The following is a 26,273-nucleotide window of genomic DNA, read 5'->3' on the forward strand; positions in this document are numbered from 1 at the left end:
CGATGAGGTCTGGACCAATCCCTTCGGCTTCACCGTTCTCGAATATTCCATCCGCTCCGACAGATTGGAGAATTGACTGTGTTTCGCTTCAGCCTGTTCGCTTTCTGGATGGCCCTCCTGTCGGACCTCGCCTTCGCCGAAGCCATCCCGCGCGGCGGGCACAACGACAACCGGGTGCGCTTGGCCACCTACCAGGAAGGTCAGGTCTACCGTCTGAGCGTTTCGCTCACCCATGTCACCACCGTCGAGTTCGGCGAAGGCGAGAGCATTCGTTCGATCATCGCCGGCGACACGGAGGGCTTCGAGATTGACGGCGTACCCGGCGGCCAGGCCTTCGCGATCAAACCCGTCGCCCGCGGTGTCCATACCAACGTAACGGTCTACACGAACCGGCGAAGCTATTACTTCAACGTCCAGGAGACCCGCAGCCCGACCTTCTACGTGGTGCAGTTCCGCTATCCAGACGACCACACGCGGAAGGGCCGCGCCATCGCGGCACAAGCGCCGAACTACAACTACGGGGCCAGCGCGCGCACCGAGTTCACGCCGTCCCGCGTCTGGGATGACGGGACCTTTACGTATTTCGAATTCCCGCGGAACGCGCCGGTGCCCGCGATCTTCCGCTACGCAAACGGCCGCGAGCGCACAGTCAACACGCAGGCCACCCAGGACGGCGTGATCCGGGTCTCCGGTGTGAACAAGCAATGGGTTCTGCGGGTCGGGGAAGAGGTAGTCTGTATCGAGGCCACACCGCCTGTGGGGGTAGGCTCATGAGCGACGCCGGAAACACAGATCTCGAAAAACGTCTCGCTGCGCTCGAACGAGGCAAAGGAACAGGTCGACTCGCTGCCCCGCGGCGCTCACCGCTGCTCGCTTTGGTCGTCGTCCTCGTGATCGGCGTGGGCGGTGCCCTATTCTATCTCCTGTCCCAACCCGAAGAAGAGGAAGCCCTGCCCACGGCCACGCCGGACGTGTTCCAAAACGAGGGCGACGGGTTCGGGACGATAGAAACCCTCCCTCCGCCTGATCCTGAGGTGGTGCTGGTCGCACCGGATCCGGTGGAACCCAACGCCGAGCTTCTGGCGCAGCTTGCCGCCCTTCAGGCCCAGATCGAGGAATTGCGGAACGCGCCCAAACCGGTGGTGGAAGAAGATACCGCAGCCGCCGAAGCCATTGATGCGCTGACCACCCAGATCGCCGCTCTACAGTCCGCCTCAGAAGCCGCGCTGCAGCAGTTTCGCGATGAACTCTCGGCGCGCGATCGCGAGCTGGAGCAACTGCGCATGGACCTTGAACTCGCGCAACTCGAAGCCAATCGTCCTGCTCCCGCACCTTTGGGGCCTTCCGAGGACGAGCTACGCGCGCGGGAAGAAGAACGGCTCCGCCGCGAAGAGGAAGCGAAACGGCTCGCGGACCTCGAACGCCGCGCAGCCGCGGAACGTGCGTTTCAGCAAAGCCGCATCACCTCGCCCACCATCGCCTTTGGCGGCACGTCGGGCGCGAATGAGACGGCTTTGACCGAACGCACTTTCGGCGAGGTGACGGATTTTGTGCTGAATGGTGCCCTGCCGACCTCAGTCACGCAGGCCGAGGTTATCGCCAATCCATCGAACACCATTGTCCAGGGCACGATGATCCAGGCCGTCATAGAAACCGCCCTCGACAGCTCCTTGCCCGGCCAGACCCGTGCCGTCGTCTCCGAAGACGTGTTCAGTTTCGACGGTTCCCGTCTACTGATCCCGCGCGGGTCCCGTCTTATCGGGCGCTACCGCTCGGGCGTCGATATCGCGCAGCGCCGCGTCACCATCGCCTGGGACCGGATCATCCTGCCCGACAACCAGACCGTCCAGATCAGTTCCTTCGGAGGAGACGAGTTGGGCCGCTCCGGTGTGACCAGCTTTGTCGATACCAGATTTGACGAGCGTTTCGGCTCTGCCGCGCTGATCTCTCTGATATCCGCCGCGCCGAACGCCGCCGCCTCCAATGTCGAAGGCGAAACTGCCGCCGACGTTCTCGAAGACTTGGGCGATGACCTCGCCGATGCCACCGACAGCGTCATTGGCGACTACCTTTCAATCGGACCCGTCATCTATGTCGACCAGGGGGCCCGCGTGACGGTGATGGTCGACCGCGATCTGGAGATATTCTGAGCCCATGTCGCTGAGCTATCTCCAGACCTCGCTTGATCGGATCGACGCCGCCGCCCGCGACGATGTCATCGAGATCTGCATCAACCCCGACGGGACCTGCTGGGGAGAATTCCAGGGCGATCACTTCATGCAAAGGCTAGACCAGACGCTGAACGCAACAGAAGTCAAAGACCTCGGCAACCAGATCGCCTCTTCCGCAAACACCACGATGAGCAAGGACCGCCCCATCGTCTCGGTCTCGATCACCTACAAGGGGCGACCGATCCGGGCACAGGTCATCACGCCGCCCGCCGTGCTCTCGGCGATGTCGATCAGCCTGCGGTTCTTCTCGAGCCTGCCGCTCGAGGGGATCGCGCTCGATTTCCTCTTTGGCAAGGAACGCAAGCTTGAGGACTTGCGGCTCGAGAAGACCCGGGAACTGCGCGAAGTGGTGGCCGCAGGCGTGATCGACGATGCGCTGGCCTTCTGCGTCGACAACAAGCTGAACATGATCGTCTCTGGCGGCACCTCCACCGGCAAGACCGTGGCTGCGCGCAAGATCCTCTCGCATGTTCCAGCCGAGGAACGGATCGTCACAATCGAGGAAGCCGCCGAGCTTCTGCCAACCCAGCCGAATGCCGTGACCCTCATCGCCAATCGCGATGCGGAGTTCCAGACCGCCGATGTGCTGCTCACCGCAACACTGCGCATGCGCCCTGACCGGATCATCCTCGGCGAGGTGCGCGGCAAGGAGGCGATGACTTTCCTCGAGGCGATCAATACCGGCCATGGCGGGTCCATGACCACGCTGCATGCCGAAACCCCGCAACTCGCCGTGCAGCGTCTGGCCATCGCCGCGCTCAAAACCGAGATCCCGATGACCTATGCCGACATGATCCAATACATCGAGAACTCCATCGACGTGATCATCCAGGCCGGTCGCCATGACGGCCGACGCGGCATCACTGAATTCTACCTCCCCGGCACAACCGAGATCGGAGCTTCCCAATGAAGACCTTTGAATATGACATCCTCAGCTTTCCCATGACCCGAAAGACCAGCCTTTCCGATATGAAGAACACCCTGAATACTAAAGGTTCAGATGGCTGGGAGGTCGTGTCGATCAGCTCCTCAGAATTTGCGAATGTTGGGCACACGGTCTTCCTGAAACGCGCAACCACCATCATCGGAGCCACGGCATGAGGCTGGCACGGCTAACCCTTGCTTTGACCGGGGTGGCCCTAAGCCTACTGGCTGTCCCCGCCTTCGCTGAGCGCAATCTGGTGCCGACCCTTGAGCGCAGTTTCACCGTCTGTCCAGACCGGCCCGCTGAGCCCAGCTGGATGCAAGAAGTTCCCCTGCGCCAAGCCTATCAGCGCGTGTTGGTCCAGGATATCTACCGCGCCCAAAATCTCGAGCGCATCGTCGAAAGCGGCAACTGCGATTGCGATACCCGGTTCCCCTCTTGGGACGCAGCCGAGGGGGTGTTTCGCGAGGTCCACGCGAGTGCCAAACGATGGGAGATGCTGCAGGCCTCGGACGCCTACAACCGCCGCGCCAACGCCGCCCGCCCTGCCGCCAAGGCCATCTGCGAAGCCGCGGGCAATTGGTAAGGCTGATCCCCCATGAGCGTCGTCACCTATTTCGTTGAAACCTCCCAGGGCTATCTCGACACCGCGGCGGAAACCCAGTTCGGGTCCGTTGCGGCAACGGTCGGCACGCTTCTGGTCTTGGGCACTACGCTCGTGGTCATCCTCGTCTTCCTGAATATGATCTACCAGTACAAGGCGATGGACGGGCGCACGGCCTTTTGGCTGGCAGTCAAGATTGGCCTCATCGGGATATTCGCGACCAACTGGGTGCAGTTCAACGCCCTCTCTTCCGCTATCCTGGCCGGCATCGACAGCATTGCGGGCGCGCTTGTCGCCTCGGTCGGTGGCGGAACCCCCGGCCCTTCTGGCACCTTTGCCGAAGAGTTCGACCGGCTGATCGCGGAACTGGGCGACTATCTGAACGCTGCCGGGTCCGAGCTGAACTGGATGGCCGGCGCCATGCTGGACATCGTCGGCGTCCTCCTGCTTTCAATCCTCGGCGGACTTGCCGCCTTCATCTTGGTGGCATCCCGCCTGATGATCGCACTTCTGATCGGGATCGCCCCGGTGATGATTTTCCTGACCCTCTTTGAGGTGACCAAAGATTACTTCGCGCGATGGCTGTCAGCGCTGGTTTCCTTCGCGCTCTACCCCATCGTCGTGGCCGGCGTGTTCGCAACGATCACAGGCGTTTCCTCCGCGCTCATCGGCGAGCTTGGCGAACCGGAAGGTGCCTCCCATATTGGCGCGCTTATCCCATTCTTCATGATGGTCCTCATGGCCAAGGGCTTCATTATCGCCACGCCCTTCATCGTTCGTGCGATTTCCGGCAACATCATGATGCCCGCCCTCTCCGGCGGTCTCGGCGGCGGCTACAGTTTCGCCCGTGCCGCAATGGGCAGTCAGCAAGCTTACAACCGTTACTTGATCGGCGGAGCAAATGGTGCGGAATATGCAGCCCTTAGGGCGCGGCAGTTGTTTGGCGCGCAGCAGATGCCAGTAAGGCAAGGCATGGGGCAAACTGGTCAGGCAAGTGGCTCAGGGTCACCGGCGGCCGGGTCTCGAATGCTGGCGCAACTGGCACGCCTGACACGGCTAGAGCGGCGGTGACGGCCCTTAGCCTCCATTGATGCGCTTTGCGGTGAACGACCGCTTAGAGCGAATCTGAAGCGCGTCGGGCCTGTCAGAGGCTGTTTTTCGCTAGCAGTGTGGTGTTGGCGTCAGTGTCGTGTACTTTGATTACCCCAGGTTCTTAGCATAAGTCCACCACCCTAAAAACACCAATAGAGAAACGCCAAGTCAATAGCACAGAAGCAGCGAGCTATACAGGTTTAGTTCTTAGTGACTTTCGTACCTCTTTCGCGAGATAGGCTGTTCGCACGTCCTCTTGTCATTCAAGTCAGACTATAGGTCGACCTACCCGACTTCGCTCGGCGGGCATGTCACAATGGAAACAGGCACCTATGTCCACGACCGGCGTCTTTGGTCCAATTCGGCTCTGTTGTGGCGCAGGTTTGGCGCGCCCAAGGGCAGCGCGGGTGAAAATCGCAGCCCGAGGGCCGGTTCACCGGGCTCGGCACCTCGCCGTCCAGCGTCACTCTCTCGTGCCGCGCATCCGCGTCGGGCTCGGGGTTCGCGGCCAGCAACGCCTTGGTATAGGGATGGCGCGGATGGGCGAAAACCCGATCTGTCGGGCCTTTCTCGACGAACCGGCCCAGGTACATGATCGCCATCTTGTCGGTCACGTGCCGCACAAGGTTCAGATTGTGCGTGATGATCACGATCGCCACGCCGCTGCGGGCTTGCACATCGGCCAGAAGGTTCAGCACCTCACCCTGAACAGACATATCGAGGCCGGCGGTAGGCTCGTCCGCGATCAGCAGCTTGGGGTCCAGCGCCAGCGCCCGCGCCACGCCCACGCGCCGCGCCTGCCCGCCCGACAGCTGGTGCGGATAGCGCGTGGCAAATTCGGCCGGCAGGCCCACCAGCCCCAGCAGGCGCTCGGCCTCGTCGCGCCCGGCAGGCCGTCCATTAATGCGCAGCGGTTCAGTCACCAACGACTTCACCGTCAGCCGGGGCGACAGCGAGCCGACCGGGTCCTGCCACATCATCGACATGTCGGTGCGCAGCCGTGCCCACTCGCGGGCCGACGCCTCCGATATTTCCGTTCCGTCAAAGCGGATCGAGCCGGCCGAGGCTTTCTTCAACCCAATCAGCGTGCGCGCGATCGTGGACTTGCCCGACCCGCTTTCACCCACCAGCCCAAGCGTCTCGCCCGCGCCCAGCGTGAAGGACACGCCGCACACCGCCTCGAAATCATATGGCTCGCGGCGCAGCGCGGCCTTCAGACGCCCCTGCCGCGCATACCGGATGCGCAGGTCCTCGACTTCCAGAAGGCTCATGCCCTGTCCTCCGCCGGGTCGTTCAGATGGCATCGCGCCGCCTGCCCCCCGCCGGCATCGTAAAGCGGCGGATGCTCGGTCTTGCAGCGCTCGAACGCCTTGGGACAGCGCGCGCGAAAGGCGCATCCGGCGGGCGGGCGGCGCAGGTCCGGCAGGGTGCCCGGAATGGTCGGTAACCGACGCGTCGCCTCGCGAATTCGCGCCGGGTCGCACTCGAACAGCGCCTGCGTGTAGGGGTGGCACGGGTCGCGGAACACCTGCGCCACGTCGCCCCGCTCCACCACTTCGCCCGCATACATCACCGCCACCTCGTCGCACAGCTCGGCCACCGTCCCCAAGTGGTGCGACACGAACAGCACCGAGCAGCCGAATTTCTCCTGCAACTCGCGCAGCAGGGTGACGATTTGCATCTCCAGCGTGGCATCCAGCGCCGTCGTCGGCTCGTCCGCGATCAACAGGTCCGGCCGCGTCAGCAGCGCCATGGCGATGCACACCCGCTGGCGCATCCCGCCCGACAACTGGTGCGGATAGGCATCGAGCTTCGACGCCGCATCCGGCAGTTGCACCTGCTCCAGGAATTCGATCGCCCTTGCCCGCTTCTCGGCCCGCCCGCCCTTTTCACGATACTGGATGTCCATCATCTGCTGGCCAATGGTCGTCACCGGGTTGAGCGAGGTCATCGGGTCCTGAAAGATCATCGAGATCCGCCTGCCCCGCAGCGCGCGCCACTCCCTCGGCCTCAAATGCGCAAGGTTCTGGCCGTCCATGTCGATCCGCCCGCCCGCGATCCGCGCATTCTCGGCCAGAAGACCGATCAGCGAATAGGCCAGCGTGGACTTGCCGCACCCGCTTTCGCCGACAAGGCCCAGCACCTTGCCCTTGGGCACGTCGAGCGTGATGTCGCGCAGCGCATGGATCGCCCCGCGCGGCGTGGCGAAATCCACCGACAGCCCGTCGATCCGCACCAGCGGCTCGGCGCCGCCTTCCGTTTGCCGGTCCGGCTCTGTCGCAACGCTGGATACCATCAGCCGGCCTTTCTCAGCTTGGGATCGAAGATGTCGCGCAGCGCCTCGCCCATGAAGGTGAACCCCAGTGTGACCAGGATGATCGGGATCGACCCGCCAATGACAGGCCAGGGCGAGTTGCGGATGAAGTTGTAGCCGTCGTTCAAGATCACGCCCCAGGACGGCGTCGGCGGCCGCACCCCCATGCCAAGGAAACTCAGGCCCGCCTCGGTCGCGATCACCAGCGGCACGTCCATCGACGCCAGGATCAGCAGCGGGCCCAGCACGTTGGGCAGCACATGCACGAACAAAAGGCGCGGCGTGCCCACCCCCATCGCGCGCTCGGCCAGGATGAACTCGGCGTTCTTCAGCGCCATCGTCTGGGTCCGCACGATGCGGGCATAGATCGGCACCGAGGTGATCGCCACCACCAGCATCACCGTGAACAGGCTCGGGCCGATGATGGTCACCACCGCCAGGCCGAAAACGATGGTGGGGAAAGAGCGCAGCGCGTCGAAGATCAACAGCAGGATATTGTCCAGCCAGCGCGGCCCCAGCCCCGCGATCAGCCCCAGAAGCAGGCCGATGCTCAGCGCGGCGGCCAGCGAGGCTGCGGCGACCAGCATCGCGATCCGCCCGCCCGCGATGACCCGGCTGAAGATGTCGCGCCCGATATTGTCGGTGCCCAGCCAGTGCTCGGCCGAGGGCGGCGCCATGCGCGGGCCGGTCATGATGGCGGCAGGATCATAGGGCACGATCCACGGCGCAAAGATGGCCGAGCCGACGATCAGCGCCACCAGCACGAAACCGATCAGGCCGGTCGGGCTGGCCGACAGAACCCGCCAGGTCCGGCTCATCACGCCGGGTTCGGAAACGGAATCCTGAGTGGCGTCGGTCATGTCACATGTCCTCCCGCTGGCGCGGATCCAGCCAGGCGATCACAAGGTCCGAGATCAGCGTCGCCAGCACGATGATGCCGGTCGTCACCAGCACCGCGCCCAGGACGATGGGATAGTTGCGTTCGTTCACCGCCTGCACGATCAGCGCGCCGATCCCCGGCCGGGCAAAGATCACCTCGACGAACACCGCCGCCGAGAAAAGATGCGCCACGCCCGTGCCGATCAGGGTCACGGCGGGCTGCACCGCGATCTTCAGGATATGCGAGCGGGTGATCCATCGGTCCGGCAGGCCATAGGCGCGCGCCATGCGCACATGCGGCTGGCCCATCACCTCCAGCATCGAGGCCCGCACGATCCGGGAGACGTAGCCCACCCATGACACCCCAATGGCAAAGGACGGCAGGATCAGGTGCGTGGCCCCGTCCCAGAACCCCTCGCCCGCGCCGATCGCCGGCAGCCATTGCAGCCAGACCGCGAATACCAGAACCGAGTAGAGCGCCATGACGAAGGCCGGGATCGAGATCGTGCCGACCGACAGCACCCCGGTCAGCGTATCGAGCCACGTGTTGCGCCGCAGCGCCGAATAGCAGCCCAAGGCGATGCCCAGCACCGCGGCCCAGAGGATCGAGACGCTGATCAGGATCAGCGTATAGGGCAACTGCTCGAACACGATCTGCGACACCTCGCGGCCCGTGAACACGTCCTGCCCCAGGTCGCCGCGCAGGATGTTGCCGAAGAACGTCACGATCTGCACCGGCAGGGGTTTGTCCAGCCCCATCGCCTCGCGCGTCTGTTCGATCAGCTCCGGCGTGGCGCGTGGGCCCAGGATCATCACCGCCGGATCGCCCGGCACCACGTGCAGCATGAGCGTCAGGATAGAGACCGCGACCATCACGATCACGACCGAAAGGACAAGCCTTTGGGAGGCGTATAACAGCACGGGTCGCGGTCTCCTTTAGCGTCAGACTTCGCCGTCGAAGTCGATGAACAAGGGCCGCCCGTCGGGCCGCAGCGCCGGCTCCAGTCCTTCGCGGTACATCACCGGGGTGCCTTCATGGGTGATGAACTTGTAGGCCCCGGTCGCTTCCATCAGGTCCTGCATCTTGCGATACATCTCGGCGCGTTTCTCGCCATCCGCCTCGCTCAGCGCGGCGGCGTGCAACTCGTCGAACTCCGCGTTCGAGAACCGCTCCCAGTTCCAGACGCCGACCTGGTCGGTCACGAACCAGCTGGTCGCGTAATAGGGGTCGGGCAGCATCGAGAAGCGGTTCAGCACCAGCTGCATGTCCTTCCAGCGGTCGCCCTCGCTTTCCATGCCCAGCGTCCAGAAAGACCCCGAATCCTGCACGTTGATCTGCGTCTGGATGCCGATCTGCGCCAGCTGCGCCTGAACCACCTCGGCAATGGTCTTCCACACCGTGGCATTGAGCGCGTCGATGGTCAGCGGCTCGGCCGGCGGGCCGCCCGCGGCCTCCAGGTACTCGCGCGCCTTGTCCAGATCGCCCGCCACCGGAACCGACGGGGTCTCGCGGTGGCCCGGCAGGCCGGGAGCGATCATGCCGGTGGCCGGGGCCGCCTCGCCGAAATAGGCCGCATCGATGATCTGCTCGGCGTTGATCGCGTGCTGGATCGCCTTGCGCAGGTTCTCGTCGCCCAGCGCGGGGTTGTCCAGGTTCATGCCCAGCCAGACATAGTAGAGCGACGGGTATTCCTCGATCACCGTGTTGGCGGGCACGTTGCCGCGATATTGCGCCAGCGACGACAGCGTGATCTCGGTATAATCCAGGTCGCCGGCCTCATAGGCGCGCTCGGCGGTCTTTGTGTCGTCCATCGGCAGGATGCGGATCTCGTCGAACCCGGGCGCCTCGCCCTTCCAGTCGGGGTTGCGCACCAGGTGCACGTACTGGTTCGGCTTCCACGCTTCCAGGATGTAGGGGCCGGAAAAGGCCGGCGGCTCCATCCCGAAATTGCCGCCGTTCTCCGTGGCCTCCATCACCGCCTTCTTCGACACGATATGCCCCGTGCCATAGGGCAGCGTGATGCTCCACAGCGGCTGGAACGGCTCTTTCAGAACGATGGTGCCCTCGTACTTGCCGGTCACCTCGACATGGTCCAGCGGGCCCCAGTCGCTCTTCACCGGGCTGTCATGCTCCAGCACGCGCTCGAACGAGAACTTCACGTCCTCTGCGGTCATCTCGCCATGGCCGCCGGTGAACATCAGCCCCTCTTTCAGCTTGAAGGTGATGTGCGTGTCGTCGACCTGCTCGATGGATTCCGCGGCCTCCAGCTCCCACTCCCATTCGCGGCCGGGCACATAGCGCACCAGCTTGGAATAGATGCAGTTCATGACATCGACGTTATAGCCGTTCTGGTAAAAGCCGGGGTCGAGCGCGTCGATATCGGCATAGGAACTGACGCGCAGCACCTTGCCCGACTGCGCCCAGATGCGCGAGCCCAGGGGCATGGTGGTGGCGGCAAGCCCGGTCGCGGCGGCCCCGCGCAGGAACGCGCGACGCCCGATGCCGGGTTTGTTGGCGGTCATGTGATCGGTCATTCTTGTTTCTCCCAGTTGTTTGGCCGTTTCGGCCTTTCGTGTTCGGCGCCGGACGATCCCGGCGCGAAAAGTGATGGTCCGCGCCACGCCGGGCGCGGAACGCGGGTCAGGCCAGGTCGCGCGGAATCTCGCAGGACCAGGTCTGTTCGTGGGCAACCGCATCGCCTTCCCTGGCGACCAGCTTGGCGTTGATGACGAAATGCGTGGCCGTGGCGGTCATCTCGGTTTCCGTGCGGCTGGACATGCGCCAGTCGCCGCGCGACATCTCCAGGTCCCACGCCACGTGCCCCTTGAACGAACGCCAGTCGGTGCCGGTGAACGAATAGGTCTCGACGCAGGTCGCCCCGCGGGTCATGTCGTTGTCCTTGATCCGCACGCGGCCATCCGAGTCGACGATCCGCACCTGCGTCTCGCCCGTGCCCAGGTCCTCGCGCACGATCCATTCGGCGTGCTCCGGCTCCAGCACCTCCTTCTCCATCGGCGGCGCGCCCTTGGGCGTGCCCAGATCGCGCGGCTGGGTCACCGCATCCATATCCCGCACCGGCAGGACAAGCCGGCTGGCGGCGGTATCGAGCTGCAGCGTCACCGGCTCCGGCGCGGGCCAGGCGATCGGGAAATAGCTGGTCGACACCGACAGGCGCAGCCGGTGCCCGGCGCGGAACGTCTGCGCGACATGCTTGAACGGCACCGTCGCGGTGTAGGTCTCCCCCGGCACCAGCGCCTCGGGCGTCTCGTGGCTGTCGCGATGGGTCAGGTTCAGCAGCCCGTAACTCACGCGTGTCGCCGCACCGTCGGGGGCCACGTCCACAAGGCGCGCGGCCACCTGCGCCACCGGCTGATCGACCGAGAAACTGATCTCAAGCTGCGCGTCGCCGGCAATCTCCAGCGGCGTCTCCAAAGGCTCCGTCTCGAACACCAGGCTCCCGGCGTCGTCGCGGCGCTGGTCCACCGGCTGATCGCCCGGATTGGCATAGGAACACCACTTGCCGCCGGCAATCCCGGTGCCGAGCGGCGAGCGGATATTCAGCGTCCCCTTGGCCGCACCGTCCCGCCCCAGCGTCCCTTCGCGGCCCAGCGCGAACGGCAACCGCGTCACGTTGGGCGACGGCCAGGACGGCTCCTCGACCCAGCGGCCCTCGCGCTCCGCGTAATAGCTGGCGGGCTCTGCGTGGTCCTGCATGAAAAGCCGCAACTGCGGCTCGTCCATGATCCCGGTCTCGAGCCCCTTAAGCCACTGGTCCCACCAGCGCAACTCCTCGCCCAGCCAGTCGATGGCAGGCCCCGGAACGCCGATATGCGGATATTTATGCGACCACGGACCGACCAGGCCCTTCCTGGGGCATTGCAGGTTCTCCATCAGCCGGAACACCGTCCGGCAATAGCCGTCGGCCCAGCCCGACGCGGCATAGACCGGCACCTGGATGCGGCCGATATCCTCGCAGACAGACCCGTGTTTCCAGAAATCGTCGCGGCGCTGGTGCTCGGCCCAGTTCTTCAGCCACAGTCCAGAGCCGGTCAGCCGCTGCATCCACATCTCGCGCCACTTGTCGCCCACCAGGTCGGGGTCGGGCGGCAGGGTGTTGATGGCGAACATGTGCGACGCCCAGGATATCTGGTCGACCACCATCGTGCCGCCCATGTAATGCACGTCATCCGCATAGCGGTCGTCGGTCGAGGCGACGGAGACCACCGCCTTCAGCGCGGGCGGCTGCAACGCCGCCACCTGCAGGCCGTTGAACCCGCCCCAGGAAATGCCCACCATGCCCACGGCACCGTCGCACCAGTCCTGCGCCGCGATCCACGCGATCACGTCGCAGCCGTCCTGCAACTCCTGCGCGGTATACTCGTCCTCCATCAACCCTTCGGATTCGCCCGTGCCCCGCAGGTCGGCGCGCACATAGGCATAGCCGCGCGCCGCGATGTAGGGCGCGCGCACCGAGTCGCGCGGCAACGTCACGTCGCCCTTGCGATAGGGCAGAAACTCGAAGATGGCGGGAACCGGCGTGCCATTAGCCGGACGCCAGATGCGCGCCGCCAGGATGCAGCCATCCGGCAAGGGGATCTCGACGTGGCGTTCTTCAATGACGTCGTTGGGCGGTCCAGACTGATTCATGCGGTGCTTCCTTGCGTGATTCAGGCGCATATCGTTGCATGCGCAGGACCTCCTCACAATTTCGCTGGCTGACGCATGTTGACATTGAAAGTGCGTCAGGTAGCGTCATATCATGACCTCCGACCCCCTCTCCACCAATCTCACCTTCGCCTGCTCCTTCCTGCCCTCCATCGCGCTGGTCTGTCGCCGGATCGGCATCAACCGGCAACAGTTCAACAAGTATCTCTCGGGCCGCGTGCGCCCCTCGCGGCACAACATGCGCAAGATCTGCGAGTTCTTCGGCGTCACCGAGGGCGAGCTCTTGATGGAGCCTGCGCGCTTCGCCGACCTGATCGCCCTGCGCCGCCAGCCGGGCGGCGAGGTCGAGGCGACGCCCGTCGGCCCCACCCTGCGGCGGCTGAACCAGTTCTCAGCCCCCCTGGAACGCTACTGCGGCAGCTATTTCAGGTACTTCCATTCGTTCAGCAATCCCGGCCGGATCATGCGCTCCTACGCAAGGATCACCCGCCGGGACGGCTATTACCTTTGGAAGAATATCGAGCGCGACGCGGGTCCGCAGGGCGGCGCCCACGAAGTCTACAAGTACGAAGGGCTGGTGTTCTTCCTCGGCGACCGCATCAATGTCGTGGAAAACGAGGCAACCCTGTCCTCCTCGATCACCCAGATGATCCTCTACCCCTCCTACAGTGCGGGGATCGACTACCTACTCGGAATACAAACCGGCGGACCGCTGCGGCTGGGGCGCAAACCCGCCGCGTCGCGGGTAGTGCTCGACTACCTCGGCCAAAATGTCGATCCGCGCCGCGCGATGGCGCAATGCGGCCTGCTCGAGCCCGACCAGATCGACCCGCGTATCGCGCAGCTCGTGCGCAATGAATTGCCACCGCAAGCCTGGACCTTCGAGGTCGAACAGCTCTGATCGGATTAGCTTCTGTACTCATAATCAAGAATCTCAACCGGGTGAGCCTGTGATTCACTGCTCTGCAACAGGAGGTGGATCATGGCACGTTTTGAATTGAGCGATGCGGAGTGGCGGATCAACTGCTTCAGCTCGTGCCCCTCGGGACAGATGTATCGGTCGTTCTCTGCATCCCACTCGAAGTCGGCGCGGGTCATCCTTCATGCCATCATGAGGGACCGAACCGACTTCAAAGCCGCCTGACATACGTCAATCGAGGGTTCCAACAATCAGTTCCCGGCGGGAACGATGCCCGAGGGAGGGCGTAGGACACCGCGTGTATTCTGTAGCAGCAAGCCAATCATGACTGCGGTTTCAACCTTGCCAGCCTACCTCCAGCCAGCCCGATCGTCAGCCCCGGAGCTCGAAGAGAACGAAGGCAACCTCAGACATCGACGTTCAGGAGAATGACATTGATAGATTAGAGAACCGAATACGCCCTGAATGCATACGGCACCTACGCCTCATCACTGCAGTACGTGACGTCATTGAATACGCGCCCGCAGCTTGTCGGTGATGATCTCCATGACCATGACGATGAGAAAAATCGCAATAATGATCATCGAGGCGTTGCGATACTGGAAGAGGTCGAAGGCGACCTTGAGCTCCTGACCGATCCCGCCCGCGCCCACGAGCCCCAGTACAACTGAAGACCGGACCGCCTTCTCCAGAGCAAAGAGCGACGAATTGATCAGGGACGGCATGATGTCCGGCAGGATTGCGCCCACGAGGATTGAGCCGCGCCCGGCGCCAATCGCGGATAGCGCCTCCTGCGGTTCTTTCTCGGCGTCTTCCATTGCCTCGGCGAAAAAGCGGCCGCAGAAGCCTACAGTGTCGACGACGATGGTCATGGTTCCGGCAACGGCCCCGAGGCCGATCGACGCCACGAAGAGGAGCGCCCACACGAGGTCGGGCACCGTGCGTAGGAAGGACACGAAGGCCTTGATCAAGAAGTGACCACGCCCGAGGGGTGAGACACCGCGCGCGGCGCACCAGGCAATGGGAAGGCTTAGCACGATGCCGATCGCCGCGCCGACGAGCGCGATCTGGAATGTCTCAAGGATGCGCAACCCGATGCGCGACAGGAAAGCGGGCTCTGTATTGGGCGGCAGCATCCGGCCCACAAGGTTCACCATGCCGGGCACGCCATCAGCCAGTTGTCCGGGCGACGGTGCGACCTTGCCCATCGAGGCCAGAATGATCGCGCCCAAGGCCACGAGCAGGGCAAAATTCAGCGGCGAGAAGCCGGTGAAGCGGTCCGGTGCCTTGAGAGCGGGATTAACCATCGAACGTGGCCTTGAGGTGTGCGCCTGACACCTTGCTCGCAGGCCGGTCAAACAGGATCGAACCGTTTCTCAGCGCCAGAACCCGGTCGGCGTAATCGACGGCATGAGACATATCATGCGACGTGTAAAGCAGGGTGATCCCGTGATCCTCGCAAAGACGACAGAAGAGCTCCATCACGTTTCGGCCCGAGACCGGATCGAGGCTTGCGGCGGGTTCATCTGCGATGAGCAGGCGCGGTCGCCGCACGAGCGCGCGCGCGATGGCCACGCGTTGCTGCTGACCTCCGGAGAGCGCATCAGCCCGCTCCATCGCCTTCTCGGCCAGATCGACCTCTTCGAGGGCCTGCATGGCGCGGGCGCGCCAGCTCTCGGGCGCAAAACTGTGCGAGAAGGCGCGCCAGCTGCCGGCCTCGCCGAACAGGCCGTGGATGACGTTGGAGAGCACCGTCCGGCGGCGCACGAGACAGTGTTTCTGGAAGACGAATCCAGTCTGGTGACGCATACGCTGCCTTTGCGCGCGTGTCGCACGATGATCGAGCGGCTCCCCAAAACAACGCAGTGTGCCACCGGTGATGGGATGCAAGCCGATAAGACTCTTGAGTAGGGTGGACTTGCCGCTTCCGTTCGAGCCGATCAGCGCGACGCGTTCGCCAGGAGCGATGACAATATCCACGCCGGTGAGAACGGGCTTGTGCCGCTTGTAGGATTTGGTCAGTCCCTTGGCTTCGATCAGAGGTTCAGTGAACATCTGCCGCGCGTCTACGCGCGGTGAGGTCTTCAGTTCCGTTTCGGCCAGTTCCAGCAAAAACCTGCTCCGCAAAAAAAGAGACATGGCCGGAGGCAGTGCCCGCGGCCACGGGTTCGGAATGATCAGTTTCCGACGAAGTCGTTCGTGTCGACGCCAATGGTCGAATACATCGAGCGGACATAGTCGTATTCGCTGTCTTCCACCTTGGTGAGGAAGAAACCACCCTTGTATTTCTGATTGTCTTCACCGGTCAGGATCGCGGACATCAACTCGGCCGAGTGATCGACGAAGGCGGATTTCACGGCGGCGACGGTGTCTTCGTCAAGATCCGACCGCGCGACAAGGATGTCGTTGGGAAGGTCGCGGCCACGGGCTAACACGGTAAAGGACGTGTCCGGAAACGCCTCGCGGATACGGCTCAGGTGCCCTTCATTCATGCCCACCGCCTGAACGTCGCCGCGGATCAGGGCCTCGATCGCGAGATTGCGCGAGATGATCTGCGGCTGGTAGTCGACATTGTAGCTCAGGCCAAAATCGGCCAGCACCTGTGCCGGCCCGAGATGCTGTGAGGTCGAGCCGACGGAGCCGAAGGTCACAGTCTGGCCTTTGAGGTCCTGAACGGATTTGATCGGACCGTCCGATAGGGACACGATCTGAGCGTAGTAATTCGGGCGCTGCCAGGCGGTCACAATTTCTGCATCGGTTAGCTCGTGGATTACGACGTATTCGGCAGGGCCGGTCAGGACGAGGTCAACCTTGTCCTGGTTCAGCGCCTCGACGGCGGCGGTGCGAGAGCTGACCGGGAAGAGGTCGATCTCGTAGCCGGTCAATTCTTCGAGCTTCGCCTCAAAGGCTCCAAATTCCTGTTGCAACGCTTCGAGACCTTCAATGTCGGTCACGGCGAATTTCAGGGCTTCGGCAGAGGCCGGGGCGCCTGCGGCGACGGAAAGCGCGGCAGCGGCGATCAGGGAACGGATCATTGGTTTCTCCAGCATGTCTATCGTTGTGTACACAGGAAAGTCACACAAGCATCGCATAAGGGATTCGATTAAAGCTTTCGTGACACGGAGACCTTAGAAGACATGACCAGAAGTTGGACACTTAACGGCGGCGACAGGCTTGGGCCCCACGGGTTCGAGCAAACACCCCTGCACGTGGCAGACGGACGGATCGAAACAGCCGCCGCGCCGGACGCAGAGGAATTCGACGCGAGCGGCGCCTGGGTGTTGCCCGGCATCGTCGATTTGCACGGCGACGGGTTCGAGGCCATCGTCCAGCCGCGTCCGGGGGTGCATTTTCCCTATGATATTGCTTTTCAGGAGGCGGACGCGCAGATGATCTCGAATGGGATCACGACAGGGTTTCATGCCCTGACAGTGTCCTGGGAACCGGGCTTGCGGGATATCGCGGTCTCTCGAGCGCTGGTCGCGGCGCTCAACGTGGTGGCGCCCCGGCTGACCTGCGACACGCATTTGAACATCCGGTGGGAGACATTTGCGCTCGATCACGTGGACGAGGTGATTACGTGGCTGGCGAAGCGCTCCGGCGACATCCTGTCGATCAACGATCATACCAGTGCAAATCACAAGCTTGGCGAAGACAGCGCCAAGCTCCAGCGTATGGCCGTGCGGATGGGAATGTCGCCAGCCGACGCCAAGGCGGAGATCGAAAGCACGTGGAGCCGTAGGGAAGAGGTGCCTGCTTATCTCGACGAGATCTGCACCGCCGCGACTCGGTTGGGACGGCCAATACTTTCACATGACGACATGACCCGCGAGGATCGGCGCGAGGGCCGCGCCCGCCAGATCACGGTGGCCGAGTTTCCAATGTCTGAGGAGGCTGCGGCAGAGGCTCGAGAGGCCGGTGAGCACGTCGTTCTGGGTGCTCCGAACGCGTTGCGCGGGGAAAGCCATAACGGCGCACTTTGCGCCACGAGTGCCATCGTGCAGGGCCTATGTACGGTGCTTGCTTCTGATTACTACTACCCGGCACCTCTGTATGCAGTGCTTAGACTTGATAAGTCGGGCGTGTTGCCCTTGCATGAGGGATGGAAGCTGGTTTCCGCGAATCCCGCCGCGGCCGCCGGTTTGGCGGATCGCGGCACCTTGGCGCCGGGCCAACGCGCAGACATTGTGGTGCTGGACAAGACCACGCGGAGGATCAGGTCGGTCTTCGTGGACGGAAGAAGGGTATTGAACCGTGAATAATCATGCAGCGCTTCTTCAGGGCGAAACCGAGTTACTTTCGCTTGCAAGACGCCCCTACGACGCGAAGTCGACAAGAGCGATTTGGTTGCAAATATACGATCGTCTCGGCATGGCGATCGAAGACGGCGTTTGCCCGCCAGGCAGCCGCCTGCCCGGCGAGGTACAACTTGCCGAGATGTTCGGCGTGAGTCGCATCACCGTGCGGCGAGCCCTGGCCATGCATCAAAGCGAAGGCACTCTGCAGGCACGCAAAGGCGTCGGCATCTTTGTGCGCCAGAACCGCCGCGCCTTCGTGATCCGCAATGACATGCGGTTTTCAGAGTCCCTGGTTGGGCGGGGGGAGGATACCACCTCACGCATTTTGCGGCTGGACCGCGGGCGGCCAAGCCCGCAGGCGCAAGATCTGTTCGGGTTGGCGCCGGAGGACGAGGTCATCGTGCTACACAGATTGCGTTTGCTGGACAGCGCCCCGATTTACGTCACCCACAAGGAACTGCCTGCGTATCGCTTCCCAGATTTCGAACGGCTGTTTCATGAATGGAATTCTGTCAGCGCGGTTTACGAGGCGTCGGGAATTCCGTGGTTCCGCCGCGCCGAGACGCGCATCAGCGGACGTTTGGCACAGCCCGAAGAGGCGGCGATCCTGGGCATCAGCGCCAAGGCCCCAGTGCAATACGTGACTTCAGTTAACCGCACGCGGGACGGCGAGGCGATCGAGTTCAATCAAGGCTGCTGGCCAATGATGAGCGTCGAGTTCGTCTTTGACAATTCACCCGAGGCCGAATGCTGAATTGAGGGAAGATGTCGACTAGCCAGGGAAGTCAACAAGCATGAAGTGGGCCGATCAGGTTGTGACAATACTGACTGTCGAGATTGCCGATTTTGGCGCCGGTGCGTATGACATTTAGGTAAGCACATGAATTCTCGCAGCTTCTCTTTTGTGAATGTCTTGGAAGGGCACGGAGTCGTCATGTGACGATTCCGAAAAAGCTTCTTGCCTGATCCGCATTGAATTTCGGCTATCATCGAGTCTTGCGGACGCGATGGCCAAGTAAGCCTGCGCGCTCCACCCTATCGAGCAACCTGCTTTTCGCTATCCCCCTCCTGCAGCATCGCTTCCATTTCACTCAAGCCATCGAAAGCGGAGCGCATCTGCGCCTCACCCACGGCGCTCACTGCCCCGGCATCCGTGACTTGGCCCCCAAAATCCATTTCCATCTGTCGCTGTTCCTCGGCGATAACGGCTTGAACGACAGGCGCAGTCTTCGTTCGGGCGACATCGGTTTGCCCTGACGATTGGCCATCAGCAGCCTGGCGTTCGGCCTCAACGTCGGCATTGGGTCTGCCTGACCCGTCCGGTGGCGGAGTCATCGGCATGGCCCGCACACTCAGTGGGAGATTCCCCTGCGCTCCCCCTCCCCCCGGCGCCGGAAAGGGCAACTCGCCCGTCTGCGCCGCATGGATCGCCTTGAACAGCCGATCGTCGAAGTACTGGATGCGCTTTGCACGGACCGGCATTTGCGCATCGATCACCATGACGATCTCATCAAGCGGCAGGCGGCGGGCCTCATCTTCGGGGAGCAAGGAGCTTTCTTCAGTCCTTGTAGACTGGCTACGGCCCTCGAAGGGGTTCTTTCCGATGGACTGCGAGCGGGTGACGACGGTCTTCGTGGTCTTGCCGACCGCCTTGCTCAGCTCCTCGACGGTTTTTTCGTCCGAGGGCGTCAGGTAGAGTTTCACGCCGGCGTTGCCCTGCAGCGCGCGGCGGGTGTTTTCACCGTAGATTTCATCGAGAGCGGGGATGGTCTGGGTGACCACTGCCAGATGACCACGATAGGTCCGCAAGGTCTCGATGCTCTCGACCACGATGGGCATTTTGCCGAGGCGATTGAACTCATCGAGCATGATCATCACCGGCCAGGGCTCGTCGGGGCCGGGATCTTTCTCCTGCATGGCCGAGAGGAGATCGGAAAAGAAGAGGCGGATTAGCGGCGCCAGCGGCTTCACCATCAACGGCTGGACCACGAGATAGACGGAGAAGGGCTTCTTGCGGATTTTCCGGAAATCAAAATCCGAGACCGCCGTCGCCTCATCGATCGCAGGGTTCTGCCATTGATCGAGCCCCGAGGTCATCAGGAGCGAGACGTAGGAGGTCAGCGTGTCGTTGTTGGTGGAGGCGAGCCGCGTGAAGATCAGCTTGGCCGCCCTGTTGTCGACCTCATGGCCCCGCGCGAAATACTCCTTCTGCTTGTTCCCGCCAGACGCGGCGATGCGATAGATCTCGCCCAAGGTGGGGCGCTTGCGTTGGAACGCCAGCAGGCCCGCCGCCACGAAGAGATCGATCCCGCCTTTGAGGAGGCCCTGCACCCGATCGTTGTCGCTTTGCAGAAAGAGCGTCGCCAGAAGCTGCAATTCCATCTGCTGGCGCGCGGGGTCTTTCAGTTGATAGATGCGCAGGAGTGGATTGTAGCGATGCGTGCGCCTGCACTCCCAATCGGTGGGGGCAAAGCGATAGACCTTGTCGCCCTGGGCTGCGCGGTAGCGGGCCGTGGCCTCGAAACACTCGCCCTTCACATCGAGCGTCACGGCGGAGCCTTGCCAGGTCAGCAGGTTCGGAATGACAAAGCCCGTGGTTTTGCCGCGGCCCGTGGGGGCCACTATCAGCGCATGGGGAAAGACCTTCGAGCAGATGTATTTCGCGCGGGAGCCCGGCGCCCCAAGCTTGCCGAGGATAAATCCCGTGCCGGGCGCTCCGAAAAACCCGTTGGCCTTCATCTCGCGGGAGGTCTGCCAATGGGTCTGGCCAAAGCGTGTGAGCGCGGACCCCGACAGGGCGAGGCTCAGCATCAGGCCGGCGGCGGCGAAGCTGCCGATGATCAGGTGGATGAGTTGGGCGTCCTCCGGGCGACGATCGAGGATCGCCAGATAGTTCTGCGCGATATAGGCGAAGTCGATCTCGGCCCCGAAACCGAGGTCCTGGTAGCTCAGCACCGCCGAGGCGATGGTGTAGCCTATGGCGGCGGTCACCAGCGTGACGAGAAGCACGCCGGTCGCGATCCGCGCCTTTCCCATGGCGGCGCTCAATGGATTTGTCCCCGCTCGGTCTCGCCATCCACGTCTGTCGCGCGGTGTTTTTCATACTCGGCGTCGGCGAGTTCATCGGCCACCTGGCGCAAGGCGTCCGTGTTGGCCGTCGCAGCATCCGATTGCAGATAGACCTTGGCGACATAGAGCCGGTCGAGACGGTCCTCGAGAACCTTGTTCAGCGCATCGGCATCGCCAGATGTGAGCCGCTCGATTTGGCGGTTATCCAGTACCCGCGCGATCTCGGTTCGGAAAGCATCCCGCTCCGCCTCGGTCTCGAAGGGCGCGGACAACTCCCCCGCCCGCTCATGCTCCAGAACACGCGTAATCTCGTCTGCAAGGCGGTCGGCACGGTCAGACTGCGGCGCAGTTTCATCTCGGGTCGCTAGACGTTCGTCACGCGTGCCAACCCCAAGCCCCTCGCGCATCTCGGTTTCGCGGCGGACCTGATTGATGGCCTCCGTGTCCCGTATCTCGACGACGGCCGCATAGGTCGCGCCGAGACCACGGGCGAGGTGGGCCGGCATGTCCGGATAGCGCGCGCGCAAGTCATCCGTAACTGCGTCTACAACAGGGGTGCGGGCATCGCGCCCCTCCATGATCCGGTCGACCTCGCGGCTGATTTCGCTGGCGCGGGCCGCATCGGTGATGGTCTCCCTGTAGGGCTCTGACCGGTCGATCACATCGCCAGGACGTGCAAGCAGCTCCGGGTGTGCGTCGAGATACGCGCGCTGCTCCGCTTCAATCCGGCGCTCTGCCTTTGAGACCACCTCCCAGTCCCGGTCCTCGATCTGCTGCGCTGTCAGGCCGTCGGCGCGCATCTCCTGCAGGATTGTCCCTTCCATCGCCCGCACCGCGTCCTCGTGATAATGGAACCGCTCGCTGACCGCTTCCTCCTCAACGACCCCATCCAGGCGCAGCACGTGCTCCCGTTCCAGAAGCGTGCCAAGCTCGACATGCACATCGTTCAGGATGTCGCGCGCCTGTTCCAGATCGGCGCGGCGTTCGAGGTTCAGATCGCGGGCCTCGGCCATCTTGGAGAGGTCATCGGCGATCCATTGATGCTCGAGCGCTGCATTGGAGGCCCCGGTTTCGATCCGGGCCATCACTTCCGATGTGCTGATCCCCGTACCCCGCAGTGCTACGTCAATGCGCGATCTCAGGTCCGGCTCGGCCAAACGCTCAAGCTGGCTGGCGTCGATATTGGCCTCGGAATAGATCCCGCCCTCCGAGGCCGCCTCGGACAGCGTGGATGATCGCAAACCGAGAGGCTGCATGTGCTGGACCTGCGTCTGGATCTCGATGAGGCGTTTTTCCAGCGCGGGACGTTCGGCGTCAGACTTCTCGGCGATCATGCCCTGCACCCTTGCGAGCTTCTCCGCATAGAGGCTTCTCAGGTCTTCGAAATTCTGATCCTCGGCCATGTACACATCTCCTGTTCGATCCACCTGCCCGCCCCGCGCCAGCACCTCGCCCGCGCGGAAGAGGGCTGCGGCAATATCCTCGCGGGCCTCGCGCGAAGCCTCCGCGGCAAGCGAATGGTAGACGGTTCTGGTGTTGGCTATCTCCGCCAGCGTCCGCGTCAGGTCGGCCCCCACACGTTCGCGCTCGCGAGGCGCGCGCCCCTCGTCTTTCGCCGCATAGACCTCGCGGGTCCGGGCGGGGTAATGCACGACACCGCGGTCCACCCGGCGCGTGGCTTCGAGACGCACGCCATACTTTTCCGCCTCCTCCACCATGGCGAGGCGGAAGTCGTCATAGTTGAAGCGGTGGTTGCGCCCCAGAAAGAAGAACTCGCCTTCCTGCGAGCGGCGGTTCAGCACCAGGTGCGCGTGGGGATGATCGCGGTCCTCATGCACCGCGATGATGTAATCGAAATTCCCCGCGTCGGTCTGGAAGAACCGCTCGGCCACATCCGTCGCGATGTCGCGTACATCCTCGCCCCGCGTGCCGATGGGGAAGGACATGAGCATGTGGGTGGTCTGACCAAGCTTGGGTTTGAAGCGCGCGTCCCACCGCTTGGCAAAGCGCTCGGTGAGGTCCTTGATGTCCTTCGCCTCGAGCTTCGTCTTGCCATCGAGGAACCCGCTACTGTCCACGATATGGGTGGACTTGGTGGTCAGATAATCAAGCTGGTTTGCGAGTTGCGATTTGGTGTGCGTGCCCCCACCCCGGATCGCCTTGAAGACCGCCGGCCGGTGCCCTGCAGCCGCGCGCACAAGCTGGCTCTGCTTGGCCACGTGCAGCCCCTGCATCGAGCCCCGGATCCGACTCCACCCGTCCCGGAAAACCTCGCCCGTGACGGCATCGACAGCATCATTCAGCCGCATGGGCAAACTCCCTCAAAGCGGCAGTAGCCTCGAGCTGCATCGCGTCCCGACGGCGGCGCAGAAGCAGATCGATCTCGTCAGCAGAATCCAGAATGAACCGCGCCAACCCGCGCATCTGCGCAAGGCGCAATTCGGAGAACTCGGCACTCGTGCCACCATCAGCCCCCTGCCCCTGCCGGTTGGCCTTCGTCATCTGCTTGGCGATCTGGGCGACACCGTTTCCGACCTCATGCAGCGAGGCCCTGTAGCGTGCCATCTCGGCCGCCATCTGCGCGTCCGGCACGAACACTCCGCCCGCCGCCTGGATGAGCCGCCGCAGCCCCTCGGCCCGGCTCTCGATCCCGGCAGCGGACAGCACCGCGTCGAGGGCTGCAAGCTCCGCGGCCGTCACCTTCACACTGACCGCTGAAACCGGGATCGCAGCATCCGTCTGGCGCTCGGCATCGGCCTTGAGCGTGTATTGGATCGCCCGCGGCGACACGCCGAACCGCTCCGCAAGAGCAGATTTGGTCACACCTTCCGCAGCCTCGCGAACGATCTCCATGCGGTCCGCATCTGTGAGACGTTTTGAGCGCGACATGCGAAGAAAGACCCCCTATTTCCTGCCACCTTCCACCAAGGCTGCCCCACCTTACGATAATATATCTATCTGTCAATTATATACTTATGTTGCTTGCAGTCTCAGGCAGCTTTGGTGTCCGCTTCCCCCGCGGCCCGCAGGGGCGCGGGCCTGACCCTCACCACAAGAACCCCACTTGTCACATGGGGCCCCTTCCCCAGCACCGCCCGAGGTCTGGCCGAACACGCATGTGTTCGGACGGAACCGCGGGCGGGCGCAAACCCCACCGACAGGGCGGACAGGCAGGGTCAAGGAGGGCCAGATTTGGGCACCAGATCTCTGCCGCAAAAACCGGGAGGCCCTGGCCGATAGGTTTTTGCGGATGGCCCCCTTGAGGCTGTCTGCCCGGTCTGTCGCGGCCTGATCATTCCGGGGGAAGAGCGTCCTTTGAATGCGCAGCGACCGGCGGCTTCGTTAGGTCGCCTCGGGCGGTCTGACCGCCGGACCCGGCATCCCTGGAACAGGGATCGGGCCGCCCCAAGATCGTCCTGGGGCGGCCCATCCTCGTCAGAGGATTTAGTCCTGCGGGTCCTTTGCGCTCGGCGGGAACATCACCAGCTCCGAGACCGCGACCGGGAAGTCGAGCTTGAGGCTGAAGAACTCCGAGCCGTCCCCGTTGCGGGTGTTGCGGAACATGGCGCCCACGCGTTGGAAGCGGGTGCGCTCCTGGCCATCGGTATCGGTGAACTTGACGGGGACGGTGGCGACGTAATGGTTGGTCATTTGGCTTACTCCTTGTTGCGATGGGGATCTGCCAGCACGGGGGCGAGGGGCCCGGTCGCAAGCGCAAATGCGGAGGGTCCGCGGCCCGGCCGTGGAAGCCGTATTTGTGCTTGCCGGAGCGTCAGCGGAGGGCACGATTTGGCCGACCCCGTGCGATCCACATGCATAGCAAAAAAGGAGAGACCCGAATGTGTGCCACCACTTTGAAGCCGCCATCGAACCCGTCGATCGTGACCGAAGATGGCCTGGTTCGTTCTGATCCAATGCATCTGGATAGCGATCCGTCACGCTCGCGATGCGGCGGGTCAGCGTTCCGCCGCGCGCGAAGATCCGTCGTCTGTATCGGATGGGCGCGTCTGTTATCGGCACCAAGGTTGAGGGCGTGGGGGACAGCTGGTGCGGCCACAGCGGTACGGCACGGCCAGATCTTCAGCAATGAGCGTGCTGCCGACGTGTTGACCGTCAACGAACAACAAGCCACAGAACCGCCCGAAGTTGCACTGATCCGTACCCTCTGTCCCGGGCCGGCAGGAACAGGCCACGCGCTCAAATTCTATTGACGCCGCACCCCGCACCAATTGACCAAGACGCGCGGTCGCGCGCTCCCCAACCTCACGCTCCGCAGCGCAGGCGGGTCTCCATGTCTCAGGCGCGTTAAATCCAACGAGACGCACGTTTGCTGGCAAGCCTGGAACATCGATTGTGTCACCGTCAATGATCCGAACATCGCTGGCGCGAAGCGACCGGTCCTGTGAGGCGGGTCGCTCTGTTGGCGGCGCGACCAGTGACAGGAAACTGGTCGCCATCCAGCCCGCACCAAAATTGGATCGAATTTCTGTCCACTGCCCTTCTTCGCGAAGCTTTTCGACGCGGGTTCCCTCGCTCAAGACACCCATCACGGCGTTTGAAGTAGACGGTCCAGCACGTTGATTGACACGTGTCCCTGTCACATAGACGTAAGCGGCGTCGGCAGTTTGCGATGAGGGAACCGCTGACGGACTGTAGGGAGTGGATCGCGTGCTAGATGATTCAAACAATGATCCAACCAATGCGAAGAATCCGACAGCGATCACCAACGGCAGCATGATTTGGCGTTGAGCCTTGCGCACGGCACGCCGAGGTGCATTGATCGCGCGGGTCACGGAGACCGGACGGGATCTCGCCTGAACAGTTCCGGTACTACGCTTTAGTGCTGGCTGAGAAGTTCTGTCGTCGGCAGATGACCTTGTCTGGGCCGGTTTTTCCCGTTCCAGTTTCAATACTTTGTGCAGGCTGGCATACTGCGCTTTGCTCAAGCGCGTCTCCGTCCCATACCGCTGAAACCGTTCAGCCATGTTCGTGAGAAAAGACACTTCCCAATCGTTTGCCTGCCCGGACCGCAAACGCGCATCAATGCGCGATTGAATCTCTTTTGTGCGTTCCGGGGAAAAAGGCATCGAGGAAAAACCTGGGCGGGTATTGAACTGCGCAACAGATGTCTTCTGCCACACGGCCACATTAAGCTGTAACTGCATAGAAATACCATCCAGCCACTCCCGAAACCAGATTGGCCGGATTGCGATCACCAAGCCTATCGATGCACATCGCTGGAGCTCACTGTGACACCGCCGAGGTTCGTAAACATC

The 26,273-nt window shown here is 63.0% G+C and carries 24 protein-coding genes and 1 pseudogene; 10 read left to right on the forward strand and 15 right to left on the reverse strand.

All coding sequences use genetic code 11. The features are described from left to right. From RBB18_RS23225 to RBB18_RS17600, 7 genes and pseudogenes are all read left to right on the forward strand, one after another. Positions 1-76 (forward strand): annotated as a pseudogene (locus tag RBB18_RS23225) (type IV secretion system protein); the annotation flags it as partial. 32 nt (positions 77-108) lie between these two features. Beyond that, positions 109-774, forward strand: a complete 666-nt coding sequence (locus RBB18_RS17575; RefSeq protein ID WP_306112230.1) for a TrbG/VirB9 family P-type conjugative transfer protein — start codon at positions 109-111, stop codon at positions 772-774. Continuing rightward, complete coding sequence (locus RBB18_RS17580) at positions 771-2,150, forward strand: TrbI/VirB10 family protein (RefSeq protein ID WP_306112204.1); 1,380 nt, start codon at positions 771-773, stop codon at positions 2,148-2,150. Before RBB18_RS17575 ends, RBB18_RS17580 begins: the two co-directional genes overlap by 4 nt. A gap of 4 nt (positions 2,151-2,154) precedes the next feature. Further along, a complete protein-coding gene (locus RBB18_RS17585; RefSeq protein WP_306112205.1) occupies positions 2,155-3,141 on the forward strand; it encodes an ATPase, T2SS/T4P/T4SS family in 987 nt (328 codons plus the stop codon). Further along, entirely contained in the window at positions 3,138-3,332 is a 195-nt protein-coding gene (locus RBB18_RS17590; RefSeq protein ID WP_306112206.1) for a hypothetical protein, read from the forward strand. Before RBB18_RS17585 ends, RBB18_RS17590 begins: the two co-directional genes overlap by 4 nt. Further along, positions 3,329-3,742 carry a hypothetical protein gene (locus RBB18_RS17595; protein ID WP_306112207.1) on the forward strand — a complete coding sequence of 138 codons (414 nt, stop codon included), beginning with the start codon at positions 3,329-3,331 and terminating at the stop codon, positions 3,740-3,742. Before RBB18_RS17590 ends, RBB18_RS17595 begins: the two co-directional genes overlap by 4 nt. A gap of 12 nt (positions 3,743-3,754) precedes the next feature. After that, the gene (locus tag RBB18_RS17600; RefSeq protein ID WP_306112208.1) at positions 3,755-4,831 is read left to right on the forward strand and encodes a type IV secretion system protein; all 1,077 of its coding nucleotides are present in this window, start codon (positions 3,755-3,757) and stop codon (positions 4,829-4,831) included. A gap of 332 nt (positions 4,832-5,163) precedes the next feature. Here the strand turns inward: RBB18_RS17600 and RBB18_RS17605 are convergent, their stop codons facing one another. From RBB18_RS17605 to RBB18_RS17630, 6 genes are all read right to left on the reverse strand, one after another. Then, positions 5,164-6,123 (reverse strand): ABC transporter ATP-binding protein, encoded by a 960-nt coding sequence (locus RBB18_RS17605; protein ID WP_306112209.1) that lies wholly within the window; start codon positions 6,121-6,123, stop codon positions 5,164-5,166. Further along, positions 6,120-7,148 (reverse strand): ABC transporter ATP-binding protein, encoded by a 1,029-nt coding sequence (locus RBB18_RS17610; RefSeq protein ID WP_103764544.1) that lies wholly within the window; start codon positions 7,146-7,148, stop codon positions 6,120-6,122. Before RBB18_RS17610 ends, RBB18_RS17605 begins: the two co-directional genes overlap by 4 nt. Continuing rightward, on the reverse strand, positions 7,148-8,026 hold the full coding sequence (locus RBB18_RS17615; protein WP_306112210.1) for an ABC transporter permease: 879 nt from the start codon (positions 8,024-8,026) through the stop codon (positions 7,148-7,150). The genes RBB18_RS17610 and RBB18_RS17615 overlap by 1 nt, the downstream gene beginning before the upstream one ends. Position 8,027: 1 nt before the next feature. Next, positions 8,028-8,966, reverse strand: coding sequence for an ABC transporter permease (locus RBB18_RS17620; protein ID WP_222449328.1), 939 nt, complete (start codon positions 8,964-8,966; stop codon positions 8,028-8,030). 21 nt (positions 8,967-8,987) lie between these two features. Next, complete coding sequence (locus tag RBB18_RS17625) at positions 8,988-10,580, reverse strand: ABC transporter substrate-binding protein (protein ID WP_306112211.1); 1,593 nt, start codon at positions 10,578-10,580, stop codon at positions 8,988-8,990. A 106-nt stretch (positions 10,581-10,686) separates the two neighbouring features. Continuing rightward, a complete protein-coding gene (locus tag RBB18_RS17630; protein WP_306112212.1) occupies positions 10,687-12,693 on the reverse strand; it encodes a CocE/NonD family hydrolase in 2,007 nt (668 codons plus the stop codon). A 112-nt stretch (positions 12,694-12,805) separates the two neighbouring features. Between RBB18_RS17630 and RBB18_RS17635 the strand changes: the two genes are divergently transcribed. After that, positions 12,806-13,612: a helix-turn-helix transcriptional regulator gene (locus RBB18_RS17635; protein ID WP_103764539.1), complete on the forward strand. Its 807-nt coding sequence runs from the start codon at positions 12,806-12,808 to the stop codon at positions 13,610-13,612. Positions 13,613-13,617: 5 nt separating this feature from the next. Here RBB18_RS17635 and RBB18_RS17640 read toward each other — a convergent pair whose 3' ends face one another. The 4 genes from RBB18_RS17640 to RBB18_RS17655 form a co-directional block, all read right to left on the reverse strand. Continuing rightward, positions 13,618-13,809: a hypothetical protein gene (locus RBB18_RS17640; protein ID WP_103764538.1), complete on the reverse strand. Its 192-nt coding sequence runs from the start codon at positions 13,807-13,809 to the stop codon at positions 13,618-13,620. 327 nt (positions 13,810-14,136) lie between these two features. Then, complete coding sequence (phnE, locus tag RBB18_RS17645; RefSeq protein ID WP_103764537.1) at positions 14,137-14,937, reverse strand: phosphonate ABC transporter, permease protein PhnE; 801 nt, start codon at positions 14,935-14,937, stop codon at positions 14,137-14,139. Then, on the reverse strand, positions 14,930-15,742 hold the full coding sequence (locus tag RBB18_RS17650) for a phosphonate ABC transporter ATP-binding protein (protein WP_306112213.1): 813 nt from the start codon (positions 15,740-15,742) through the stop codon (positions 14,930-14,932). The genes phnE and RBB18_RS17650 overlap by 8 nt, the downstream gene beginning before the upstream one ends. 65 nt (positions 15,743-15,807) lie before the next feature. Further along, positions 15,808-16,665, reverse strand: a complete 858-nt coding sequence (locus tag RBB18_RS17655) for a PhnD/SsuA/transferrin family substrate-binding protein (RefSeq protein WP_103764623.1) — start codon at positions 16,663-16,665, stop codon at positions 15,808-15,810. Positions 16,666-16,767: 102 nt separating this feature from the next. On the opposite strand from RBB18_RS17655, the gene RBB18_RS17660 reads away from it, so the two are divergent. Together RBB18_RS17660 and phnF are read left to right on the forward strand one after the other, a co-directional pair. After that, positions 16,768-17,892 (forward strand): alpha-D-ribose 1-methylphosphonate 5-triphosphate diphosphatase, encoded by a 1,125-nt coding sequence (locus tag RBB18_RS17660; RefSeq protein ID WP_306112214.1) that lies wholly within the window; start codon positions 16,768-16,770, stop codon positions 17,890-17,892. Then, positions 17,885-18,682, forward strand: a complete 798-nt coding sequence (phnF, locus tag RBB18_RS17665; RefSeq protein WP_103764535.1) for a phosphonate metabolism transcriptional regulator PhnF — start codon at positions 17,885-17,887, stop codon at positions 18,680-18,682. Before RBB18_RS17660 ends, phnF begins: the two co-directional genes overlap by 8 nt. A gap of 281 nt (positions 18,683-18,963) precedes the next feature. Here phnF and RBB18_RS17670 read toward each other — a convergent pair whose 3' ends face one another. The 5 genes from RBB18_RS17670 to RBB18_RS17690 form a co-directional block, all read right to left on the reverse strand. Then, positions 18,964-20,964: a type IV secretory system conjugative DNA transfer family protein gene (locus RBB18_RS17670; RefSeq protein ID WP_103764534.1), complete on the reverse strand. Its 2,001-nt coding sequence runs from the start codon at positions 20,962-20,964 to the stop codon at positions 18,964-18,966. A gap of 8 nt (positions 20,965-20,972) precedes the next feature. Next, positions 20,973-23,306 (reverse strand): relaxase/mobilization nuclease domain-containing protein, encoded by a 2,334-nt coding sequence (locus RBB18_RS17675; protein ID WP_103764533.1) that lies wholly within the window; start codon positions 23,304-23,306, stop codon positions 20,973-20,975. Continuing rightward, positions 23,293-23,886, reverse strand: coding sequence for a helix-turn-helix domain-containing protein (locus tag RBB18_RS17680; protein WP_103764532.1), 594 nt, complete (start codon positions 23,884-23,886; stop codon positions 23,293-23,295). Before RBB18_RS17680 ends, RBB18_RS17675 begins: the two co-directional genes overlap by 14 nt. Positions 23,887-24,441: 555 nt before the next feature. Beyond that, positions 24,442-24,648 carry a hypothetical protein gene (locus tag RBB18_RS17685; protein WP_007120662.1) on the reverse strand — a complete coding sequence of 69 codons (207 nt, stop codon included), beginning with the start codon at positions 24,646-24,648 and terminating at the stop codon, positions 24,442-24,444. Positions 24,649-25,007: 359 nt separating this feature from the next. Beyond that, positions 25,008-26,162, reverse strand: a complete 1,155-nt coding sequence (locus RBB18_RS17690) for an SH3 domain-containing protein (RefSeq protein ID WP_306112215.1) — start codon at positions 26,160-26,162, stop codon at positions 25,008-25,010. Positions 26,163-26,273: the final 111 nt, after the last annotated feature.

The sequence above is a fragment of the Roseovarius sp. MMSF_3298 genome, from assembly GCF_030733705.1.
GTDB lineage: Bacteria > Pseudomonadota > Alphaproteobacteria > Rhodobacterales > Rhodobacteraceae > Roseovarius > Roseovarius confluentis.

Excerpts from the sequence above, each read along its gene's own strand:
- RBB18_RS17575 (WP_306112230.1), top strand. The coding sequence starts at position 109 with ATGGCCCTCCTGTCGGACCTCGCCTTCGCCGAAGCCATCCCGCGCGGC.
- RBB18_RS17580 (WP_306112204.1), top strand. The coding sequence starts at position 771 with ATGAGCGACGCCGGAAACACAGATCTCGAAAAACGTCTCGCTGCGCTC.
- RBB18_RS17585 (WP_306112205.1), top strand. The coding sequence starts at position 2,155 with ATGTCGCTGAGCTATCTCCAGACCTCGCTTGATCGGATCGACGCCGCC.
- RBB18_RS17590 (WP_306112206.1), top strand. The coding sequence starts at position 3,138 with ATGAAGACCTTTGAATATGACATCCTCAGCTTTCCCATGACCCGAAAG.
- RBB18_RS17595 (WP_306112207.1), top strand. The coding sequence starts at position 3,329 with ATGAGGCTGGCACGGCTAACCCTTGCTTTGACCGGGGTGGCCCTAAGC.
- RBB18_RS17600 (WP_306112208.1), top strand. The coding sequence starts at position 3,755 with ATGAGCGTCGTCACCTATTTCGTTGAAACCTCCCAGGGCTATCTCGAC.
- RBB18_RS17605 (WP_306112209.1), bottom strand. The coding sequence starts at position 6,123 with ATGAGCCTTCTGGAAGTCGAGGACCTGCGCATCCGGTATGCGCGGCAG.
- RBB18_RS17610 (WP_103764544.1), bottom strand. The coding sequence starts at position 7,148 with ATGGTATCCAGCGTTGCGACAGAGCCGGACCGGCAAACGGAAGGCGGC.
- RBB18_RS17615 (WP_306112210.1), bottom strand. The coding sequence starts at position 8,026 with ATGACCGACGCCACTCAGGATTCCGTTTCCGAACCCGGCGTGATGAGC.
- RBB18_RS17625 (WP_306112211.1), bottom strand. The coding sequence starts at position 10,580 with ATGACCGATCACATGACCGCCAACAAACCCGGCATCGGGCGTCGCGCG.
- RBB18_RS17630 (WP_306112212.1), bottom strand. The coding sequence starts at position 12,693 with ATGAATCAGTCTGGACCGCCCAACGACGTCATTGAAGAACGCCACGTC.
- RBB18_RS17635 (WP_103764539.1), top strand. The coding sequence starts at position 12,806 with ATGACCTCCGACCCCCTCTCCACCAATCTCACCTTCGCCTGCTCCTTC.
- RBB18_RS17640 (WP_103764538.1), bottom strand. The coding sequence starts at position 13,809 with ATGACCCGCGCCGACTTCGAGTGGGATGCAGAGAACGACCGATACATC.
- phnE (WP_103764537.1), bottom strand. The coding sequence starts at position 14,937 with ATGGTTAATCCCGCTCTCAAGGCACCGGACCGCTTCACCGGCTTCTCG.
- RBB18_RS17655 (WP_103764623.1), bottom strand. The coding sequence starts at position 16,665 with ATGATCCGTTCCCTGATCGCCGCTGCCGCGCTTTCCGTCGCCGCAGGC.
- RBB18_RS17660 (WP_306112214.1), top strand. The coding sequence starts at position 16,768 with ATGACCAGAAGTTGGACACTTAACGGCGGCGACAGGCTTGGGCCCCAC.
- RBB18_RS17670 (WP_103764534.1), bottom strand. The coding sequence starts at position 20,964 with ATGGGAAAGGCGCGGATCGCGACCGGCGTGCTTCTCGTCACGCTGGTG.
- RBB18_RS17675 (WP_103764533.1), bottom strand. The coding sequence starts at position 23,306 with ATGCGGCTGAATGATGCTGTCGATGCCGTCACGGGCGAGGTTTTCCGG.
- RBB18_RS17680 (WP_103764532.1), bottom strand. The coding sequence starts at position 23,886 with ATGTCGCGCTCAAAACGTCTCACAGATGCGGACCGCATGGAGATCGTT.
- RBB18_RS17685 (WP_007120662.1), bottom strand. The coding sequence starts at position 24,648 with ATGACCAACCATTACGTCGCCACCGTCCCCGTCAAGTTCACCGATACC.
- RBB18_RS17690 (WP_306112215.1), bottom strand. The coding sequence starts at position 26,162 with ATGCAGTTACAGCTTAATGTGGCCGTGTGGCAGAAGACATCTGTTGCG.